This is a genomic window from Comamonas sp. 17RB, assembly GCF_030056555.1.
GTDB classification, from domain to species: domain Bacteria; phylum Pseudomonadota; class Gammaproteobacteria; order Burkholderiales; family Burkholderiaceae_C; genus Comamonas; species Comamonas terrigena.
In genome coordinates, this window is the sequence record NZ_JASHHY010000010.1 from 97,221 (window position 1) to 114,478 (window position 17,258).

A 17,258-nucleotide genomic window follows, 5' to 3' on the forward strand; every position below is an offset into this window, starting at 1 on the left:
CCTACCAGCCCAGACCGATGTGCAGCGGCAGGTACACCGCCATCCCCACCACGATGGTGCCCAGGATGCCGCGCTTCCACCAGAAGTAGGCGGTGGCGCAGACCAGGGCCGGCAAGCGGGCATCCACCAGGGTGTGGATCAGCTGGCCGTTGCTCATCACGATCTCCGGCGCCACCACCGCGGCCAGCGCCGCCAGCGGCGCGTAGCGCAGGCCGCGCTTGAGCCACTCGGGCATGGGCAGCTCGCGCTCGGGCACCATGAAGAAGGCCCGCGTGACCAGGGTGATTACCGCCAGCCCCAGGCTGGCCACATAGCCCCAGATCCAGTGTTCGCCGCCGCTCATGCACGCTCCTTGCTGGCCGCCGCATTCGCGGCCGGGTTGGCTGCAGCGGCATGCGGCCGTGCAGATGCGGTGTCGCTGCCCTCATCCAGCGGCAGCACCGGATGGTGTTCGCCCTTGGCCGGGTCCGGCGGGCGCACCGCTGGCAGCGGGCGCAGACGGGCGGCACGGCGCTCGGCCTGCTCCATCAGCAGGCCCACGCTCACGGCGGCGGCAATCGCCGTCAGGATATTGAGCTTGAGCGGCAGCGTAAACGCCGCCACCGCCGCCAGCGAGGCCACGGCACAGGCCACCCAGGTGGCGCGGTCGTTGAGCATGGAGTACAGCACACCCAGCAGCGCCAGCACGCCGGCAAAGCCCAGGCCCCAGGACAGCGGAATCACATTCGCCAGGTAGATGCCGGCGATGGACGGGATCTGCCAGCCCAGCCAGTTGGACAGGGCCGCCCCCCAGAAGTAGGGCACCTGCTCGGGGCGCTTCACCGCCTCGGGGTAGCGCTTGGTGAAGGCGACAAAGATCACGTCACCGCTGAAGTAGCCGATCGCCAGCCGGTGGCGCAGCCGCAGGTGCGAGAAGAAGCCCCGCCACATGGTGCTCAGGATCACGAAGCGCAGGTTCACGCAGAACGCCGTGAACCACAGCACCCACAGCGGTGCCCCCACGGCCATCAGCGGCAGCACGGCCAGTTGGGCGCTGCCAGCGTAGATGGTCAGCGTCATGAACACCGCCAGCGGCAGCGACATGCCGCTTTTGACCATGGCCACGCCGGTGACCAGGCCCCAGGCCGCAATGCCGGGCATGGTGCCCAGCATGTCGCGCACCCCCTGCATGAAGGCCGGCTGGCGTGCAATGCCTGTGGCACGCTGCCACAGGACGTTCACTTCGCTCATGGCTGCTCCGGCAGGTGTGGCAATTGCAACTGGCTGCCCACGGGCAGCTCGAAACCGCGCAGAAAATCCGCCGCAGCCAGCTTCTTGCCCCCGGCGCGCTGCAGCTGCGTCAAGCGCAGCGCACCTTCGCCGCAGGCCACCAGCACGCCCTGGGCGTCGGCGGCCAGCACCTGGCCGGGCTGGGCGCTGCCGTCGAAGGGCTCGGGCACGGCGGCCCACAGCTTGATGGTTTCCTCGCCCAGCTGGGTGCTGCCCCCGGGGAACGGGGTGAAGGCGCGCAGGCGGCGGTCCAGCACCGTGGCGCTTAAACGCCAGTCCATGGCGCTTTCGGCTTTCTCGATCTTGTGGGCGTAGGTCACGCCCTCGGCCGGCTGGGGCGTGCGGTGCAGGCCACCGCAGGCGCTCATCTCCAGCGCTTCCACGATCAGGCGGCCGCCCAGCGTGGCCAGCTTGTCGTGCAGGCTGCCGGTGGTGTCATCTGGTGCAATCGGCAGGCGCTCCAGCACGCACATATCGCCGGTGTCCAGGCCGATGTCCATCTGCATGATGGTCACGCCGGTTTCCGCATCCCCCGCCTCGATGGCGCGGTGGATCGGTGCCGCACCGCGCCAGCGCGGCAGCAGGGAGGCATGGATGTTCAGGCAGCCCCGGGGCGGCAGGTCCAGCACCCACTGCGGCAGGATCAGGCCGTAGGCGGCCACCACCATCACGTCGGCGCCCGCGTCCAGCAGGGCCTGGCGTGCAGCGGCGGCGTCCTCGGGGTATTTGCCGTCCAGGCGCAGGCTGCGCGGCTGCTCGACGCGGATGCCGTGCTCCAGCGCGCACTGTTTGACGGGCGAGGCCTGCAGCTTCATGCCGCGGCCGGCGGGGCGGTCGGGCTGGGTCAGCACCAGCGGCACGTCAAAACCTGCAGCCAGCAGGCGTTCCAAGGCCACGCGCGCGAAATCGGGCGTGCCGGCAAAAATAACTTTCATGGGTTCAACCAGTCTGCGGACCAGCCCCGGTCCGGAAAAAACGATGCACCGCCGCCAGGCCGTGTGCGGGCGACGCCGTCAGCGACGGTCGTCGTCGTTGCGCCACTCGTCGGTAAACATGATGCGCTGCACCACGCGCTGCGGATCCAGGAACACATGGGCCATGCGGTCTCCGCCATTTTCGCGGAAACGGTAGGTCCAGATGTCGCCTTTGAAATTGGCCACCCCCTCCACCAGCGCAGGCTTGCCGAAGTAGCGGTAGACGCTGTCCTGCGTGTCCACGCCAGGGCGCAGCTGGTGGAAATCGGAAGCGTTGAGCACCTGGCGCACAGACAGCAAGCGCTGTCCGCTATCAAAATCAAAGTGATAGATTTGCTGCCCCATGGGCTGGCGGCTGTAGACCCAGCGCTCGCCGCCATCCGGCAGCGGGATGCGCACCTGGGGTTGCCCCATGTCCTGCAGGATCTGGCTGGCCGGGGTGCCGGGCTTCTGCCATTCGGGCACGGCGCAGGCAGTGAGCGCCAGCGCCACCACGGCCATGCCGGCCGCTGCACACACCCAGCGCGCCAGTCGGTGGAGCACTGGGTGGGCGATCATCCGCGTTCTGCCTCGCGCTGCTGCTTGACCATCTTGGTCTTGATGCGGTTGCGCTTCAGGGGGGACAGGTATTCGACGAAGACCTTGCCCATCAGGTGGTCCATCTCGTGCTGGATGCAGATCGCCAGCAGACCGTCGGCTTCGATCTCGCGGCTCTGGCCCTGTTCGTCCAGGGCCTTGATCTTCACGGCGATGGAGCGCTCCACGCCGTCGTAGATGCCGGGCACCGACAGGCAGCCTTCTTCGCCCAGCTGCTTTTCCTCGCTGGCCCACAGGATTTCCGGGTTGATCAGCACCAGGGGCTGGTCTCGGTCCTGCGACACGTCGATCACGATCAGACGCTCGTGAAAATCCACCTGCGTCGCTGCCAGTCCGATGCCATTGGCGTCGTACATGGTCTCGAACATGTGCGCCACCTGGGTGCGGATGCGGTCATCCACCTGGGCCACAGGCTGCGCCACCTTGTGCAGGCGTGGATCGGGATAGCAGAGGATAGGAAGAAGTGCCATGGCAGATGCAAGAACAGATGTCACTATTTTCGCCACTTTTGCCGCTGGCCGCCATGCAGCCGACCGATAGGCATTGCCCACTCCGGGGCATGGGCTGAAAATTTCCGCACATGGCCCGGTCGTGCGCGGCCCCATTCCACAGTTCTACCGTTCCGCCGCGCCCCCATGGCACGGCCGCCCGCCCACCGCCCTCCCTCACACAGCCCCCATGCCCCCTGCCCTGACCCTGTCGCAAGACGAACTGGCCGCCTGGCTGCGGCTGGCCCTGACCCCGGGCGTCGGCAACGGCGCCGCCCGGCGCCTGCTGGCACGCTTTGGCCAGCCCGGGGCCATCTTCAGCCAGAGCACGGCAGCGCTGCAAAGCTGCGTCCATGCCAGCCAGGCCGCGCAGCTGCACCAGCACCCACCCGGCTGGGACACCGCCCTGGACACCGCATGGACCTGGCTGCAGAACGCCGGGGCAGCGGAGGGAGAGGGTTGCGGCCGCGCCCTGATTCCGCTGGGCGACCCGCGCTATCCCCCGGTCCTGCTGCAGATCGAAGACCCGCCGCTGATGCTCTACGCCCTGGGCCCCGCGGCCTGGCTGGCGCAGCCCGTGCCCCTGCTGGACAGCCGCTGTGCGCTGGCCATCGTCGGCTCGCGCAACCCCACGGCCCAGGGGAGCGAAAACGCCCGCAGCTTTGCCCAGACGCTGGCCGGGCAAGGCTGGTGCGTGGTATCCGGGCTGGCGCTGGGCGTCGATGGCGCCGCCCACCAGGGCGCACTGGCATCCGCACCGCAGGGGCTGCCAAGCGCCGTGCGCCCCTGCACCGTGGCCGTGGTGGGCACCGGCATCGACCGGGTCTACCCGCGCAGCCACCAGGCGCTGGCCCGTGCCATCGTGCGCCAGGGCTTCATCCTCAGCGAATACCCGCTGGGCACACCGCCGCTGGCGGCCAACTTTCCCAAGCGCAACCGGCTGATCGCCGGCCTGTCGGCCGGCACCTTGGTGGTGGAGGCGGCCGTGGCCTCGGGCTCGCTGATCACGGCGCGGCTGGCGGCCGAGCAAGGCCGCGAGGTGTTTGCCATTCCCGGCTCCATCCACGCCCCACAGGCCAAGGGCTGCCACACGCTGCTGCGCGAGGGCGCCAAGCTGGTGGAATCGGTGCAGGACATCCTGGAAGAGCTGCCCACCGCCCGGCAGGCGCTGGACCGGCTGACGCAGCTGCCCCCCACCCCAACCCCGACCTCCGCGTCCCCCGCCGCTGCGCCGGCCACCGCCACAGTGCCCCCAAGCCCCAGCACCACGGCCGAACACCCGGTGCTGGCCGCGCTGGGCTTTGACCCCATGGGCCTGGACCAGCTGCAGGGCCGCACCGGCTGGAACATGGCCGCGCTGCAAGGCTGGCTGCTGGAGCAGGAGCTGGACGGCCAGGTGGCCCGCCTGCCCGGCGGACTGTTCCAGCGCCTGGTGCGCAGCTGAGCGGCCCGCTGGCGCCACGCCGTAGCGCGCAGAGCCAGGACGTGCGGCCACTGCGGCGATTGGCAGCTGGCCGGCAGACGCCATGACCACCCCATGAAAAAAGGCACCCGAAGGTGCCTTTACATCGCGTACGCAGCGAGGGGGGTCAGACCACCGCGCCCGAATTCGGGTCGTTGGGATCGCCTTCCTTGCGCACCGGCGCCTTCACCAGGTCTTCGCGCTTAACGCCCAGCCACATGGCAATGGCGGCGGCCACGAACACCGAGGAGTAGATGCCGAACAGAATGCCGATGGTCAGCGCCAGCGCAAAGTAATGCAGGCTGGGGCCGCCGAAGAAGAACATGGACAGCACCATGGCTTCGGTCGACGCGTGGGTGATGATGGTGCGGCTCATCGTCGAGGTGATGGCGTGGTCGATCACCTCGTGGGTGCTGAGCTTGCGGAATTTGCGGAAGGCTTCGCGGATCCGGTCAAAAATCACCACCGACTCGTTGACCGAGTAGCCCAGCACCGCCAGCACGCCAGCCAGCACCGCCAGCGAGAACTCCCACTGAAAGAAGGCGAAAAAGCCCAGAATGATCACCACGTCGTGCAGGTTGGCGATCACCGCCGCCACGCCGAACTTCCACTCGAAGCGGAACGCCAGGTAGATCACGATGCCCAGCACCACCATGCCCAGCGCCATCAGGCCGCCGTGCACCAGTTCCTCGCCAACCTGCGGGCCGACGAACTCGGTGCGACGCAAGGTGACTTCCGGATTTTCGGCCTGCAGCGCACCCAGCACCTGCTCGCTTTGCTGGGCCGAGGTGACGCCCTTTTGCACCGGCAGGCGGATCATCACGTCGCGCGAGGTGCCGAAGTTCTGCACCACCACGTCGCTGTAGCCCAGGCTGGCGACCTTGTCGCGCACCTTGCCGATGTCGGCGGTCTGCTGATAAGCCACTTCCATGACCGTGCCGCCGGTGAATTCCACCGACAGGTGCAGGCCCCGGGTGAACAGGAAGAACACTGCCAGGGCAAAGGTGATGAAGGACACCGCGTTGAGGACCAACGCGTACTTCATGAAGGGAATGTCTTTTCTGATGCGGAAGAACTCCATGGTCTTCCTCCTTAGTTGCTGTTGCCGCGGGAGGCCACGGAACGGTGGTCATCGCCCTCGGGCTTCCACACCTGGCCGATGGACACGCTCTTGAGCTTCTTGCGGCGGCCATACCAGAGGTTGACCAGGCCACGCGAGAAGAACACGGCCGAGAACATGCTGGTGACGATGCCGATGCAGTGCACCACGGCAAAGCCGCGCACCACACCGGTACCGAAGGCCAGCAGGGCCAGACCGGCGATCAGCGTGGTCACGTTCGAGTCCAGGATGGTGTGCCAGGCGTTCTCGTAGCCGGCCTGGATGGCCGCCTGCGGCGAGGCGCCGGCACGCAGCTCTTCCCGGATGCGCTCGTTGATCAGCACGTTCGAGTCGATGGCCACACCGATAGCCAGGGCCATGGCGGCAATACCGGGCAGGGTCAGCGTGGCCTGCAGCATGGACAGAATGGCCAGCAGCAGCAGCACGTTCACGCCCAAGGCGATGGTGGAGATCACACCGAACACCATGTAATACAGGCACATGAAGACGGCAATCGCCACCATGCCCCAGACCACGGAATGGATGCCGCGGTTGATGTTGTCGGCACCCAGGCTGGGGCCGATGGTGTATTCCTCGATGATTTCCATCGGCGCAGCCAGGGAACCGGCGCGCAGCAGCAGCGAGGTGTCGTTGGCTTCCACCGTGGTCATGCGGCCGGAAATCTGCACGCGACCGCCACCGATTTCGGAACGGATCACGGGAGCGGTCACGACCTCGCCCTTGCCCTTTTCGAACAGGATGATGGCCATGCGCTTGCCCACGTTCTCGCGGGTCACATCCTTGAAGATGCGCGAACCCTTGGCGTCCAGCGTCAGATTGACGGTGGGTTCCTGGGTCTGGCTGTCAAAGCCGGGCTGGGCGTCAGTCAGGTTCTCGCCGGTGAGCACCACCTGCTTCTTGACGATCAGCGACTGGCCGTTGCGGTCGTTGTACTTCTCGGTGCCGAAGGGCACGGGACCGGAGCCCATTTCGGCAGAACGCGCTTCGGAGGACTCGTCCACCATGCGCACTTCCAGCGTGGCGGTGCGGCCCAGGATGTCCTTGGCCTTGGCGGTGTCCTGCACGCCGGGCAGCTGCACCACGATGCGGTCCAGGCCTTGCTGCTGGATCACCGGCTCGGCCACGCCCAGCTCGTTGATCCGGTTGTGCAGCGTGGTCATGTTCTGCTTGAGCGCCTGCTCCTGCACCTTGCGCAGGGCTTCGGGCTTGATGGTGGCGCGCAGCACAAAGCCGTCGCTGCCATCGGGCACATCGCTGGCCTGCAGATCGGGGAACTGGTCGGCAATCAGGTTGCGCGCGGCCGTCAGCGTCGCCTGGTCGCGCACGCGCACTTCGACGGTCTGGCCGTCACGCGAGATACCGCCATGGCGGATGTTCTTGTCGCGCAGCATGGTGCGCAGGTCGCCGGCCAGGGACTCGGCCTTCTTGGTCAGCGCGGCCTGCATGTCCACCTGCAGCATGAAGTGCACGCCACCGCGCAGGTCCAGACCCAGGTACATGGGCTTGGCGCCCAGGGCGGTGAGCCAGTCGGGCGAACGCGACACCAGGTTCAGCGCCACGATGTAGGCGGGGTCGGTCGCATCGGTGATCAGCGCACGCTGGATCACATCCTTGGCCTTGAGCTGGTCGTCCGGCGTATCAAACCGGGCACGGACCGAAGTGCCTTCCAGGGCCAGGTGATCGGTCGGCAGGCTGGCAGCCTGCAAGGCAGTCTGCACTTTCTGCAGCACTGCATCGTCCACCTTGACGGTGGACTTGGCCGACGACACCTGCACCGCAGGCGCCTCGCCAAAGAAATTCGGCAGGGTGTAGACCACCCCCACCAGTAGCGCGATCACAATGATCGCGTACTTCCAGACCGGGTATCGGTTCATGCTCGCGCTCTTCTCTCACACAGGGCGTGAGAGGGCAGGGCGCGCCAATGGCCGTCCGGCCCGCTCACAAAAAGGGCTTATTTGGTGCCGACGGTGCCCTTGGGCAGCACCTGGACCACGGCACTGCGCTGCACTTGCACAACGACGCCATTGGCGATTTCGATGAACAGGAACTGCTCGTTCAGGTCATTCACCTTGCCCAGCAGACCACCGCCGGTGGCCACTTCGTCGCCCTTGGCCAGAGCTTCCACCATGCTGCGGTGTTCCTTCTGGCGCTTCATCTGGGGGCGGATCATCACGAAGTACATCACCGCGAAGATCGCCACCATCGGCAGCACGTTGTTGGTGAGCGTGGACATCATGTTGCCACCGGCAGCAGCTGCAGGAGCGGTCTGGGCGAAAGCGGAAGAAATAAACACGGAGGAGCTCCAGTTTGGAATGTTCTAGATAAAACGGCAGCCTGCAACCGCAAAAAGTCCCAGGCGAACGGGACATTGTATGCGGCCCTCTCTGGCGGCGCAGAGGCTATTCCAAGCTGGCGGCGGGTTTTTGCCTTCACCGCCGCCGACAGCGGTCCGCAGGCAGGGTGGCCAGAAAAAACTGGCGCAACCGCTCCATGCCGTTGCGCCAGCCACCACCCCACCTTCCCCTCGCAAGCCCGGCCTGGAAGCCATCTCAGCCCCCAGGCCGTACACAGCGCCCTGCCGGCCAGCGGCAGGGCATTTCCTCAGGCGATCAGGCCTGGCGCCACTGCTGCATCAGCTGCGCCCACTTGGGGCGGGCGGTCAGCAGGTGGCGCTCCTTCACATGGCCGTAACCCCGGATGTCTTCCGGAATGCGGGCGATCTGCACGGCCAGCGGCAGCTTCTCGGCCGTCAGGCCGGCCAGCAGCTCGTCCACACTGGCCCGGTACTCGGCAATCAGCGCGCGCTCGGTTCTGCGCTCCTCGGTCTTGCCGAACGGATCCAGCGCCGTGCCACGCAGGCCCTTGAGCTTGGCCAACACGCCGAACGCACTGCGGATCCAGGGCTGGTAGGACTGCTTGACCAGGTGGCCCTGTGCGTCCTTGGCGGCCGACAGCGGCGGCGCCAGGTGGTGCACCAGCTTGTAGTCGCCTTCGAACATGTCCGCGATCCGGGCGGTAAACGCCGGGTCGGTGTGCAGGCGGGCCACCTCGTACTCGTCCTTGTAGGCCATCAGCTTGAACAGATAGCGCGCCACGGCCTCGCTCAGCGCCGTGCTCTTGCCCAGCGCGCTTTCGGCCGCATGCACGCGCTCCACCAGTGCCTGGTACTCGGCTGCATAGGCGGCATTCTGGTAACCATTGAGGAATTCCACCCGCTTGGCCACCAGTTCCTGCAGCGAGGGTTTCTTGACGATGCGGATCACCTGCGCTGCATGGTACAGCGCCTGCACTTCGGCCAGGTTGTGGGCGCAGCGACGGCCCCATTCGAAGGCGGCCTTGTTGTTGTCCACCTGCACGCCGTTGAGCTCCATGGCGCGCATCAGCGCGGCGTGGGCCAGTGGCACGCGCCCCTTCTGCCAGGCGTAGCCCAGCATCAGCGGGTTGGTGTAGATGCTGTCGCCCAGCAGTTGCACGGCAGCCTGTTCGGCGTCGAAGCTGCCGACCAGCCCGGTGCCCACCGCACCGGCGATCGCGGCTTCGCAGCTGCCGCCGGGGAACTGCCAGTCCGGGTTGTGCACGAACGCCGCCGTGGGTGTGCCGTGGCTGTTGAGCGCAACAAACGTGCGCCCGCTTTGCATCACCGCCAGCGAGGCCTTGTTGGCCGCCACAATGGGGTCGCACCCGATCACCAGATCGGCCTTGGCCATGTCCACCTTGGTGGTGTAGATGGCATCGGGGCGGTTGGCGATCTGGATGTGGCTCCAGGTGGCGCCGCCCTTCTGGGCCAGACCGCCGGCATCCTGCGTGACCACGCCCTTGCCTTCCAGGTGCGCCGCCATGCCCAGCAGCGAGCCGATGGTGATCACGCCGGTACCGCCCACGCCGCCCACCACAATGCCCCAGGCTGTCTCGGCCACGGGCAGCACCGGTTCGGGAATGGGAGGCAGTGCCGACAGATCGCCCTTCTTCTCCTTCTTGGGCTTCTTCAGCGTGCCGCCTTCTACGGTGACGAAGCTGGGGCAGAAGCCTTTGACGCAGGAGTAGTCCTTGTTGCAGGTGTTCTGGTTGATGCGGCGCTTGCGGCCGAAATCGGTCTCCACCGGCTCCACCGACAAGCAATTGGACTGCACCGAGCAATCGCCGCAGCCTTCACACACCAGCTCGTTGATGACCACGGTCTTGTCGGGCGTGGCCAGGGTGCCGCGTTTGCGGCGGCGGCGCTTTTCGGTGGCGCAGGTCTGGTCGTAGATGATGGCCGTGCAACCGGGGATCTCGCGAAACTCGCGCTGGATGCGGTCCAGCTCGTCGCGGTGGAACACCTCGATGCCCGGCGGCAGGTCGTTCAGCAGCTCCAGGTGCTTGGCGCGCGCCGGATTGGCGTCCACATGGTGGGTGCGGCCATGGTATTTGCTGGGGTCGTCCGTCACCACCACCAGCTTGACCACGCCTTCGGCACGCAGGCTGTGGGCGATCTGCGCCACGGAATGGCCTTCGGGCCGCTCACCCACGGTCTGGCCGCCGGTCATGGCGACCGCATCGTTGTAGAGCAGCTTGTAGGTGATGTTGGCACCCGAGGCGATGCTCTGGCGGATGGCCAGCAGACCGCTGTGGAAGTAGGTGCCGTCGCCCAGGTTGGCGAAGACGTGGTTGTCCTTGGTGAACGGCGCCTGCCCCACCCAGGTCACGCCCTCCCCGCCCATCTGCGTGAAGGTGCTGGTGTTGCGGTCCGGCATCCAGGTGGTCATGTAGTGGCAGCCGATGCCCGCCACCGCGCGCGAGCCTTCGGGCACGCGGGTGCTGGTGTTGTGCGGGCAACCGCTGCAGAACCAGGGCGTGCGGTCGGCCGTGCCGGCCGGAATCTCGGCCAGCGAACGTTCCCGGGCCGCAATCACCGCCAGGCGCTGCTCCATGCGCGCCTCGATGTCGGCGGGAACGCCCAGCTTCTTCAGGCGCTTGGCAATCGCCTGGGCGATGATGGCGGGCGTCAGGTCGGCCTTGGGGCGCAGCAGCCAGTTCTGGCTGGGGTTGGGCATGCTCCATTCACCGCCGGAGTTGTCGCCTTCCTGCTCGTCGAACTTGCCCAGCACGTTCGGGCGCACATCGTTGCGCCAGTTGTACAGCTCTTCCTTGAGCTGGTATTCGATGACCTGGCGCTTTTCCTCGACCACCAGGATTTCCTGCAGGCCCTGGGCGAAATCGCGGGTGATCGAGGCCTCCAACGGCCAGACCACATTCACCTTGTGCACCCGGATGCCCAGCTGGCGGCAGACCGCATCGTCCAGGCCCAGGTCCACCAGGGCCTGGCGCATGTCGTTGTAGGCCTTGCCGCTGGCAATCAGGCCGAAGCGGTCGTTCTGGCCCTGCACCACGTTGTAGTTCAGCTTGTTGGCCCGCACATAGGCCAGCGCGGCGTACCACTTGTAGTCCATCAGCCGCGCTTCCTGCTCCAGCGGCACATCCGGCCAGCGGATATGCAGCCCGCCCGGCGGCATGGCGAAGTCTTCCGGCAGCACGATGTTCACGCGGTCCGGATCGACCGAGATGCTGGCCGAGGACTCCACCACTTCCTGGATGGTCTTCAGCCCGGACCACAGTCCCGAAAACCGGCTCATCGCGAAGGCGTGCAGCCCCATGTCCAGGATGTCCTGCACATTGCTGGGAAAGAACACCGGCGTGCCGCAGGCCTTGAAGATGTGGTCGCTCTGGTGGGCGGCGGTGGAGGACTTGCTGATGTGGTCATCGCCCGCAATCGCAATCACGCCGCCATGCCGGGCGGTACCCGCCATGTTGGCGTGCTTGAACACATCGGAGCAGCGGTCCACGCCCGGGCCCTTGCCGTACCAGATGCCGAACACGCCGTCGAACTTCTTGGAGTCCGGGTACAGGTCCAGCTGCTGTGTGCCCCAGACGGCGGTGGCGGCCAGCTCCTCGTTCACGCCCGGCTGGAAGACGATGTTATTGGCCTGCAAATGCTTTTTGGCGGCCCACAGCGACTGGTCGTAGGTGCCCAGCGGAGAGCCCCGGTAGCCGCTGATGAAACCGGCCGTGTTCAGGCCGTTCTGGGCATCGCGCTGGCGCTGCAGCATGGGCAGGCGCACCAGCGCCTGCACCCCGCTCATGAAGGCACGGCCATGCTGCAGGTCGTACTTGTCATCCAGCGTGACGGTTTCCAGTGCGCGGCGCACGCTTTCGGGCAAGGGGGCGTTCATAGACCACCTCCATGCACTGCAGCGGCAGTTCCTGCGCCCTGGGCCGGAAGGCGGGGCTCGGCTGAGGCGCGCACGCTGGCGCACCCGGCTTCGGGATAGGCTTTCATCGCTTGTCTCCATGGGCGGCGCAGTGGTCCCGTCTGGAGCGAATCCCGCAGACATGGCCCCGCACCTTTTGTATGTAATTTCGATGATGCGGGTCAAGTGTAGGTTCCACCGCCCGGAAGGTGATTGCTTTCTTTGCCGACTTCCTGCAGTCTTGCGCAAGGATTTTTCTCAGATCTACCAAAAAGTGAACAATCTCGACAAATTCGACCTGGGCATACTCGCCGCCCTGCAGGCCGACGGCCGTCTGACCAATGCCGAGCTGGCCCAGCGCGTGGGGCTGTCGGCCGCGCCCTGCTGGCGGCGCGTGCGGGCGCTGGAAGAGGCGGGCTTCATCCGCGGCTACCACGCCGAGATCGACCGCCACAAGATCGGCCTGGGCGTGCTGGCCTTTGTGCGCATCGACGCCGAAATCAGCACCGGTGTGCGCACCCGCGAGATGGAGGAGGCCATCCGCGCCATTCCCGAAGTCGTGTCCTGCCACTACATCAGCGGCAAAGGCATGTTCGAGCTGCAGGTGGTGGCCAAGGACCTGGAAAGCTTTTCGCACTTCACGCGCACCGTGCTGCTGAACCTGCCGAATGTGAAAGACATGCACACCAGCTTTTCGCTGGGCGAGGTCAAGTCCAGCAGCGCCTGGCCGCTGGGCCATCTGCAGCCCAAGCCACCGGCCAGGGGCTGACCGCCGCAGGCGAAAGCTGCTGCACTGCAGCACGCCTCGGACGCACCGCAAGACCGCAAACAGTGAGTCACCAAGGCGTCCGACCGCCTGCACGGCGCGCGGCTTCCAAGCACAATGGCCCGGCCATGTCCGAAGCCTCTCCTCCCCCCTCTTCCGATTCTTCTGGCGCGCACGGCCCTGCTGCGCCCGTTCCCCCCGCACCGGCACCGGCGCCCGCCGGCCAGGTGCTGGAAGACCCGGCCAGCCCGCACAGCCGCTCGCCCCAGGCCAGCAAGCCGGTGTCCACCTGGGCGCCGCTGGCGGCCTCCTCCAGCTTCCGCATGCTCTGGGGGGTCACGCTGGCGGCCAATATCTGCATGTGGATGAACGATGTGGCCGCAGCCTGGATGATGACCTCGCTGACCACCTCGCCGGTGCTGGTGGCCCTGGTGCAGACTGCCTCCACCTTGCCGGTCTTTCTGCTGGGCCTGCCCAGCGGGGCGCTGGCCGACATCCTGGACCGCCGCCGCTATGTGATCGCCACGCAGTTCCTGGTGGCCACGGTGGCGGTGCTGCTGTGTATCACCGTGGCCATGGGCTGGATGACGGCACCGCTGCTGCTGGCCCTCACCTTTGCCAACGGCATCGGCACAGCCATGCGCTGGCCGGTGTTTTCCGCCCTGTTGCCGGAGATGGTCAGCAAGGCCCACCTGCCGTCGGCCATGGCGCTCAACGGCGTGGCCATGAATGCCTCGCGCATCGTCGGCCCGCTGGTGGCGGGCGCCATCATCGCCAGCCTGGGCAGCGCCTGGGTGTTTGTGCTGAATGCCGTGCTGTCCATCCTCTCGGGCATCGTGCTGGTGCGCTGGAAGCGCCACCAGCCGGAAAACCCGCTGGGCCGCGAACGCCTGCACAGCGCGATGCGCGTGGGCCTGCAGTTCGTCAAGGAGTCGCCGCGCATGCGCGCCGTGATTGCGCGCACCGTGGCCTTCTTCTTCATGTCCACCGCCATCATGGCGCTGCTGCCGCTGACGGCCCAGCGCTTCGAGGGCCACTTTGTCGGCGGCGCCGGCACCTTCACCATCCTGCTGGCCTCCATGGGCGCGGGCGCCATCATCAGCGCCATGTTCCTGCCGCGCCTGCGCCAGGCGCTGGGCGAAAAGCTGGTCATTGTCGGCACCTGCGTGATGGCACTGGCCACGGTGGGCGTGGCCCTGGTGCCGCACCTGCTGCTGGCCATTGCCTGCATGATGGTGGCAGGCATGGCGCTGATCTCCACCGCCAACAGCCTGGGCGTGAAAGCCCAGATGGCCCTGCCCAACTGGGTGCGCGCCCGCGGCATGGCGGCCTACCAGATGTCCATCATGGGTGGCACGGCCATCGGTGCGGCGCTGTGGGGCAAGGTGGCCTCGCTGACCAGCGTGCCCACCAGCCTGATGGCCGCTGCCGTCACCGGCGTGCTGGTGATGCTGCTGGTGCAGCGCCTGGTGGCCGAACGCCAGGCGCTGGAAGACCTGAGCCCCTCCAAGGCCTGGATCCCGCCCACGCACGACCGCCCCGAAGGCGGCCGCGTGGTGGTACAGATCGAATACCGCATCAATCCGGCCAAGGCCCGGCGCTTTCGCACGCTGATGCAGGAAAGCCGCCGCAGCCGCCTGCGCCAGGGGGCGGTGGGCTGGAGCCTGCTGCACAGCATGGAGCAGCCCGAGCGCTATGTGGAGCAGATCGTGGACGAATCCTGGACCGAGCACCTGCGCCGCTTTGAGCGCGTGACGGCGGCCGATGTGGCGCTGCGTGAACGCAAGCTGGCCTTCCATGTGCACGACACACCGCCCACGGTGCGCCGCTACTTCGAGACGGATTGACCCGGCTGCCCGGCCGCGCCGGGTGGCCGAAGCCCATAAAAAAGGATGCCCGGGGCATCCTTTTTTATTGCAGCGCAGCATGCGCCCGAAATGTCTGTACGGGCCGGGGCATGCCGCATCTTCGCCCATGAAAGACCTGTGGGGGAGCAAGCACCCATCGCCTGCGCCGCCACGACGGCAGCGCAGACTAGCCTCCGCGCACCGGCACGCCCTTGGGCCACAGCACCCAGAGGCGCAGGTTCTGCTTGATGCGGCCGGCCAGCTCGCCGGCTTCATGCCCCCAGCCCATGAAATAGTCGGCGCGCACTGCCCCCACAATGGCGCTGCCCGTGTCCTGCGCCAGCACCAGCCGGCTCAGGCTGACCTGCGGGCCGGTGGTATGCAGCCACACCGGCGTGCCATAGGGAATGCTGCCGCGGTCCACGGCAATGCTGCGCCCGGGTGTCAACGCCACGCCCTGCGCCCCCTTGGGACCGAAGTTGATGTCCACCCCTTCCAGGGCTTCCTCGCGGAAGAAGACATAGCGCGGATTGCTCCACATCAGCTCCTGGGTGCGGCCGGGGTTCTGCGCGATCCAGGCCTTGATGCCCGGCCAGGTGGCATCGCGCACCAGGCCCTGGTCCAGCAGCCATTTGCCGATGCTCTTGTACGGCTGGTCGTTGGTGCCGGCGTAGGCCACGCGCACCTGGCGCACCCGGCCGTCGGGCTCGGTGATCTGCAGGCGGCCCGACCCCTGGATGTGCAGCACCATGGCCTCGACCGGATCGTTCATCCAGGCAATCACCTTGCCTTGCAGCGCAGCCTGGGCGGCGGGCAGGGTTTCGATCTGCTGGCGGGTGTACCAGGGGCCGCCCTTGGCGGTGCGGCCGGCCGGCAGGGCGTACAGCGGAATGTTGAATTCGGCCGTGGGCTGGCGGCTGGCGATGATCTGCGGCTCGTAATAGCTGGTCAGCATGCCGTCCACGCGGCCGTCATGGCCCTCCACCCGGTAAGGCTGCAGGCGGGAGCGCAGCCACAGCTGCTGCTCGGCCTCGCTGGACAGGCTCATGCGGCGCACCTCGCCGCACAGGGGCGAAAACGCCGGACTGGGACGCTCGCAGCTCTTGAGCATGGCGTTCCAAGCTTCGTGCAGGGCGTCCTGCTGCACACCGGGCAGCTCGGCCCAGCGCACCGGCACCCAGCGGCTCTTGGGCTGCAGGGCCGTGGGCGGCAGCGGCTCGGCATCGCTGCCATCGCCCAGGGCGATCGAAGGCTCGGAAGGCAATGGGCCGGAACCCGTAGGCTTGGGGGGGCTGGAGCAGGCCACCAGGCTTCCTACAATGACAGCCAACGATGCTCGCAGCAGGAGAGAGAGATTCATGACCCTGATTTTGCTTGAAGCGCTACTGGCTTTGTTGGTATTGGTGTTGATTGTCTGGTGGACCATGTTCTCCGGCCGCCCCAAGGGCGAACGGCCGCCGCAGGACGAACCGCCGCAGCACTAGCCCCCGGCACTGTGACCGCGGCGTGGCGCCGGTGGTTGCACACGGGCATGGCGCATCGCTGCGGCGCAGCATGGCGCAGGCCGCCGGACCGGCGCGCCTGGCCGCGCGTCCGCCTGCTGCGGCCGCACACACTATGAAAAATCTTCATTGCCCGCAGTGCCAGCACCCACTCCCTCTACCGGCGGCCTACACTGCACCTCGTGTCCTACGTGAACCGGCCCGAGACACTGATAGCCTCAAGGCATCACGTCACCACAATTTCAGGTCCGCGACGTGGCGATTGCCGCGCCGCCTACTCCACGCAACCTGACTAGGAGTGTTTTTTATGCGTAACAAGATCATCCTTACAGCCGCCACGGCCGCCGTCCTCACCATCACCGGCTGCGCCAATACCGGCATGAGCGACACCACCCGCCGCACCGCGACCGGTGCTGGTGTGGGCGCCCTGGCCGGCGCCGCCATCAGCGCCGCCACCGGCGGCAAGGCCGGTGTGGGTGCGGTCGCAGGCGCTGCTGTGGGCGGCCTGGGCACCTACATCTGGTCGCAGCACATGGAAAAGCAAAAGCGCGAGATGGAAGCCGCCACCCAGGGCACCGGCGTGGCCGTGACCCAGACGGCAGACAACCAGCTGAAGCTGGACATCCCCAGCGACATCTCGTTTGCCACCGGCAAATCCGACATCCAGAGCAACTTCGCCCCCATCCTGGACCGCTTTGCCGAAGGCCTGCGCAACAACCCCAACACCGATGTGCGCATCGTGGGCCACACCGACAGCACCGGCACCGACGCCATCAACAACCCGCTGTCCTTGCACCGTGCCGAATCCACCCGCAACTACCTGACCGCCCGTGGCGTGAACGGCAACCGCATCCGCGTGGAAGGCCGTGGCTCCATGCAGCCCGTGGCCACCAACGACACGGCCGATGGCCGTGGCCGCAACCGCCGCGTGGAAATCTTCGTGGGCGAACGCTCGGCCCAGTAAAACCATCCACACCAGACCACAAAAAGGCCGCAGTCGCGGCCT

At 66.9% G+C, this 17,258-nt stretch carries 15 protein-coding genes; 5 read left to right on the forward strand and 10 right to left on the reverse strand.

Annotation, left to right across the window (positions count from 1 at the left end):
- Window position 1 precedes the first annotated feature (1 nt).
- From QM470_RS18080 to def, 5 genes are all read right to left on the reverse strand, one after another.
- On the reverse strand, window positions 2-343 hold the full coding sequence (locus tag QM470_RS18080; protein WP_066538108.1) for an AzlD domain-containing protein: 342 nt from the start codon (window positions 341-343) through the stop codon (window positions 2-4).
- Window positions 340-1,230, reverse strand: coding sequence for an AzlC family ABC transporter permease (locus QM470_RS18085; RefSeq protein WP_283340225.1), 891 nt, complete (start codon window positions 1,228-1,230; stop codon window positions 340-342). Before QM470_RS18085 ends, QM470_RS18080 begins: the two co-directional genes overlap by 4 nt.
- Window positions 1,227-2,204, reverse strand: a complete 978-nt coding sequence (gene fmt, locus QM470_RS18090) for a methionyl-tRNA formyltransferase (protein WP_272970557.1) — start codon at window positions 2,202-2,204, stop codon at window positions 1,227-1,229. Before fmt ends, QM470_RS18085 begins: the two co-directional genes overlap by 4 nt.
- Window positions 2,205-2,282: 78 nt before the next feature.
- A complete protein-coding gene (gene bamE, locus QM470_RS18095; RefSeq protein WP_283340226.1) occupies window positions 2,283-2,801 on the reverse strand; it encodes an outer membrane protein assembly factor BamE domain-containing protein in 519 nt (172 codons plus the stop codon).
- Entirely contained in the window at window positions 2,798-3,310 is a 513-nt protein-coding gene (gene def, locus QM470_RS18100) for a peptide deformylase (RefSeq protein ID WP_066538116.1), read from the reverse strand. Before def ends, bamE begins: the two co-directional genes overlap by 4 nt.
- A gap of 226 nt (window positions 3,311-3,536) precedes the next feature.
- On the opposite strand from def, the gene dprA reads away from it, so the two are divergent.
- Window positions 3,537-4,772, forward strand: coding sequence for a DNA-processing protein DprA (dprA, locus tag QM470_RS18105; RefSeq protein ID WP_283340293.1), 1,236 nt, complete (start codon window positions 3,537-3,539; stop codon window positions 4,770-4,772).
- 145 nt (window positions 4,773-4,917) lie between these two features.
- Here dprA and secF read toward each other — a convergent pair whose 3' ends face one another.
- From secF to QM470_RS18125, 4 genes are all read right to left on the reverse strand, one after another.
- Window positions 4,918-5,871 (reverse strand): protein translocase subunit SecF, encoded by a 954-nt coding sequence (gene secF / locus QM470_RS18110; protein ID WP_283340227.1) that lies wholly within the window; start codon window positions 5,869-5,871, stop codon window positions 4,918-4,920.
- 11 nt (window positions 5,872-5,882) lie between these two features.
- The gene (gene secD, locus QM470_RS18115; RefSeq protein WP_066538122.1) at window positions 5,883-7,784 is read right to left on the reverse strand and encodes a protein translocase subunit SecD; all 1,902 of its coding nucleotides are present in this window, start codon (window positions 7,782-7,784) and stop codon (window positions 5,883-5,885) included.
- 77 nt (window positions 7,785-7,861) lie between these two features.
- The gene (yajC, locus tag QM470_RS18120) at window positions 7,862-8,203 is read right to left on the reverse strand and encodes a preprotein translocase subunit YajC (protein ID WP_283340228.1); all 342 of its coding nucleotides are present in this window, start codon (window positions 8,201-8,203) and stop codon (window positions 7,862-7,864) included.
- 316 nt (window positions 8,204-8,519) lie between these two features.
- Window positions 8,520-12,119, reverse strand: a complete 3,600-nt coding sequence (locus tag QM470_RS18125; protein ID WP_283340229.1) for an indolepyruvate ferredoxin oxidoreductase family protein — start codon at window positions 12,117-12,119, stop codon at window positions 8,520-8,522.
- Between the two features lie 292 nt (window positions 12,120-12,411).
- Here QM470_RS18125 and QM470_RS18130 point away from each other — a divergent pair, with 292 nt between their 5' ends.
- The gene (locus QM470_RS18130) at window positions 12,412-12,906 is read left to right on the forward strand and encodes an Lrp/AsnC family transcriptional regulator (RefSeq protein WP_280013701.1); all 495 of its coding nucleotides are present in this window, start codon (window positions 12,412-12,414) and stop codon (window positions 12,904-12,906) included.
- A gap of 125 nt (window positions 12,907-13,031) precedes the next feature.
- Window positions 13,032-14,750 carry an MFS transporter gene (locus QM470_RS18135; RefSeq protein ID WP_283340230.1) on the forward strand — a complete coding sequence of 573 codons (1,719 nt, stop codon included), beginning with the start codon at window positions 13,032-13,034 and terminating at the stop codon, window positions 14,748-14,750.
- A gap of 187 nt (window positions 14,751-14,937) precedes the next feature.
- On the opposite strand, the gene mltA is transcribed toward QM470_RS18135, so the two are convergent.
- On the reverse strand, window positions 14,938-16,110 hold the full coding sequence (mltA, locus tag QM470_RS18140) for a murein transglycosylase A (RefSeq protein ID WP_283340231.1): 1,173 nt from the start codon (window positions 16,108-16,110) through the stop codon (window positions 14,938-14,940).
- Between mltA and QM470_RS18145 the strand changes: the two genes are divergently transcribed.
- Together QM470_RS18145 and QM470_RS18150 are read left to right on the forward strand one after the other, a co-directional pair.
- Window positions 16,109-16,234 carry a hypothetical protein gene (locus tag QM470_RS18145; protein ID WP_280013697.1) on the forward strand — a complete coding sequence of 42 codons (126 nt, stop codon included), beginning with the start codon at window positions 16,109-16,111 and terminating at the stop codon, window positions 16,232-16,234. The two genes, mltA and QM470_RS18145, sit on opposite strands and share 2 nt — an antisense overlap.
- Window positions 16,235-16,559: 325 nt before the next feature.
- The gene (locus QM470_RS18150; RefSeq protein WP_283340232.1) at window positions 16,560-17,216 is read left to right on the forward strand and encodes a YiaD family glycine zipper/OmpA-like lipoprotein; all 657 of its coding nucleotides are present in this window, start codon (window positions 16,560-16,562) and stop codon (window positions 17,214-17,216) included.
- The last annotated feature ends 42 nt before the right edge of the window (window positions 17,217-17,258 follow it).

Excerpts from the sequence above, each read along its gene's own strand:
- fmt (WP_272970557.1), bottom strand. The coding sequence starts at position 2,204 with ATGAAAGTTATTTTTGCCGGCACGCCCGATTTCGCGCGCGTGGCCTTG.
- mltA (WP_283340231.1), bottom strand. The coding sequence starts at position 16,110 with ATGAATCTCTCTCTCCTGCTGCGAGCATCGTTGGCTGTCATTGTAGGA.
- secD (WP_066538122.1), bottom strand. The coding sequence starts at position 7,784 with ATGAACCGATACCCGGTCTGGAAGTACGCGATCATTGTGATCGCGCTA.
- QM470_RS18085 (WP_283340225.1), bottom strand. The coding sequence starts at position 1,230 with ATGAGCGAAGTGAACGTCCTGTGGCAGCGTGCCACAGGCATTGCACGC.
- def (WP_066538116.1), bottom strand. The coding sequence starts at position 3,310 with ATGGCACTTCTTCCTATCCTCTGCTATCCCGATCCACGCCTGCACAAG.
- QM470_RS18080 (WP_066538108.1), bottom strand. The coding sequence starts at position 343 with ATGAGCGGCGGCGAACACTGGATCTGGGGCTATGTGGCCAGCCTGGGG.
- QM470_RS18125 (WP_283340229.1), bottom strand. The coding sequence starts at position 12,119 with ATGAACGCCCCCTTGCCCGAAAGCGTGCGCCGCGCACTGGAAACCGTC.
- bamE (WP_283340226.1), bottom strand. The coding sequence starts at position 2,801 with ATGATCGCCCACCCAGTGCTCCACCGACTGGCGCGCTGGGTGTGTGCA.
- QM470_RS18145 (WP_280013697.1), top strand. The coding sequence starts at position 16,109 with ATGACCCTGATTTTGCTTGAAGCGCTACTGGCTTTGTTGGTATTGGTG.
- QM470_RS18150 (WP_283340232.1), top strand. The coding sequence starts at position 16,560 with ATGCGTAACAAGATCATCCTTACAGCCGCCACGGCCGCCGTCCTCACC.
- QM470_RS18135 (WP_283340230.1), top strand. The coding sequence starts at position 13,032 with ATGTCCGAAGCCTCTCCTCCCCCCTCTTCCGATTCTTCTGGCGCGCAC.
- secF (WP_283340227.1), bottom strand. The coding sequence starts at position 5,871 with ATGGAGTTCTTCCGCATCAGAAAAGACATTCCCTTCATGAAGTACGCG.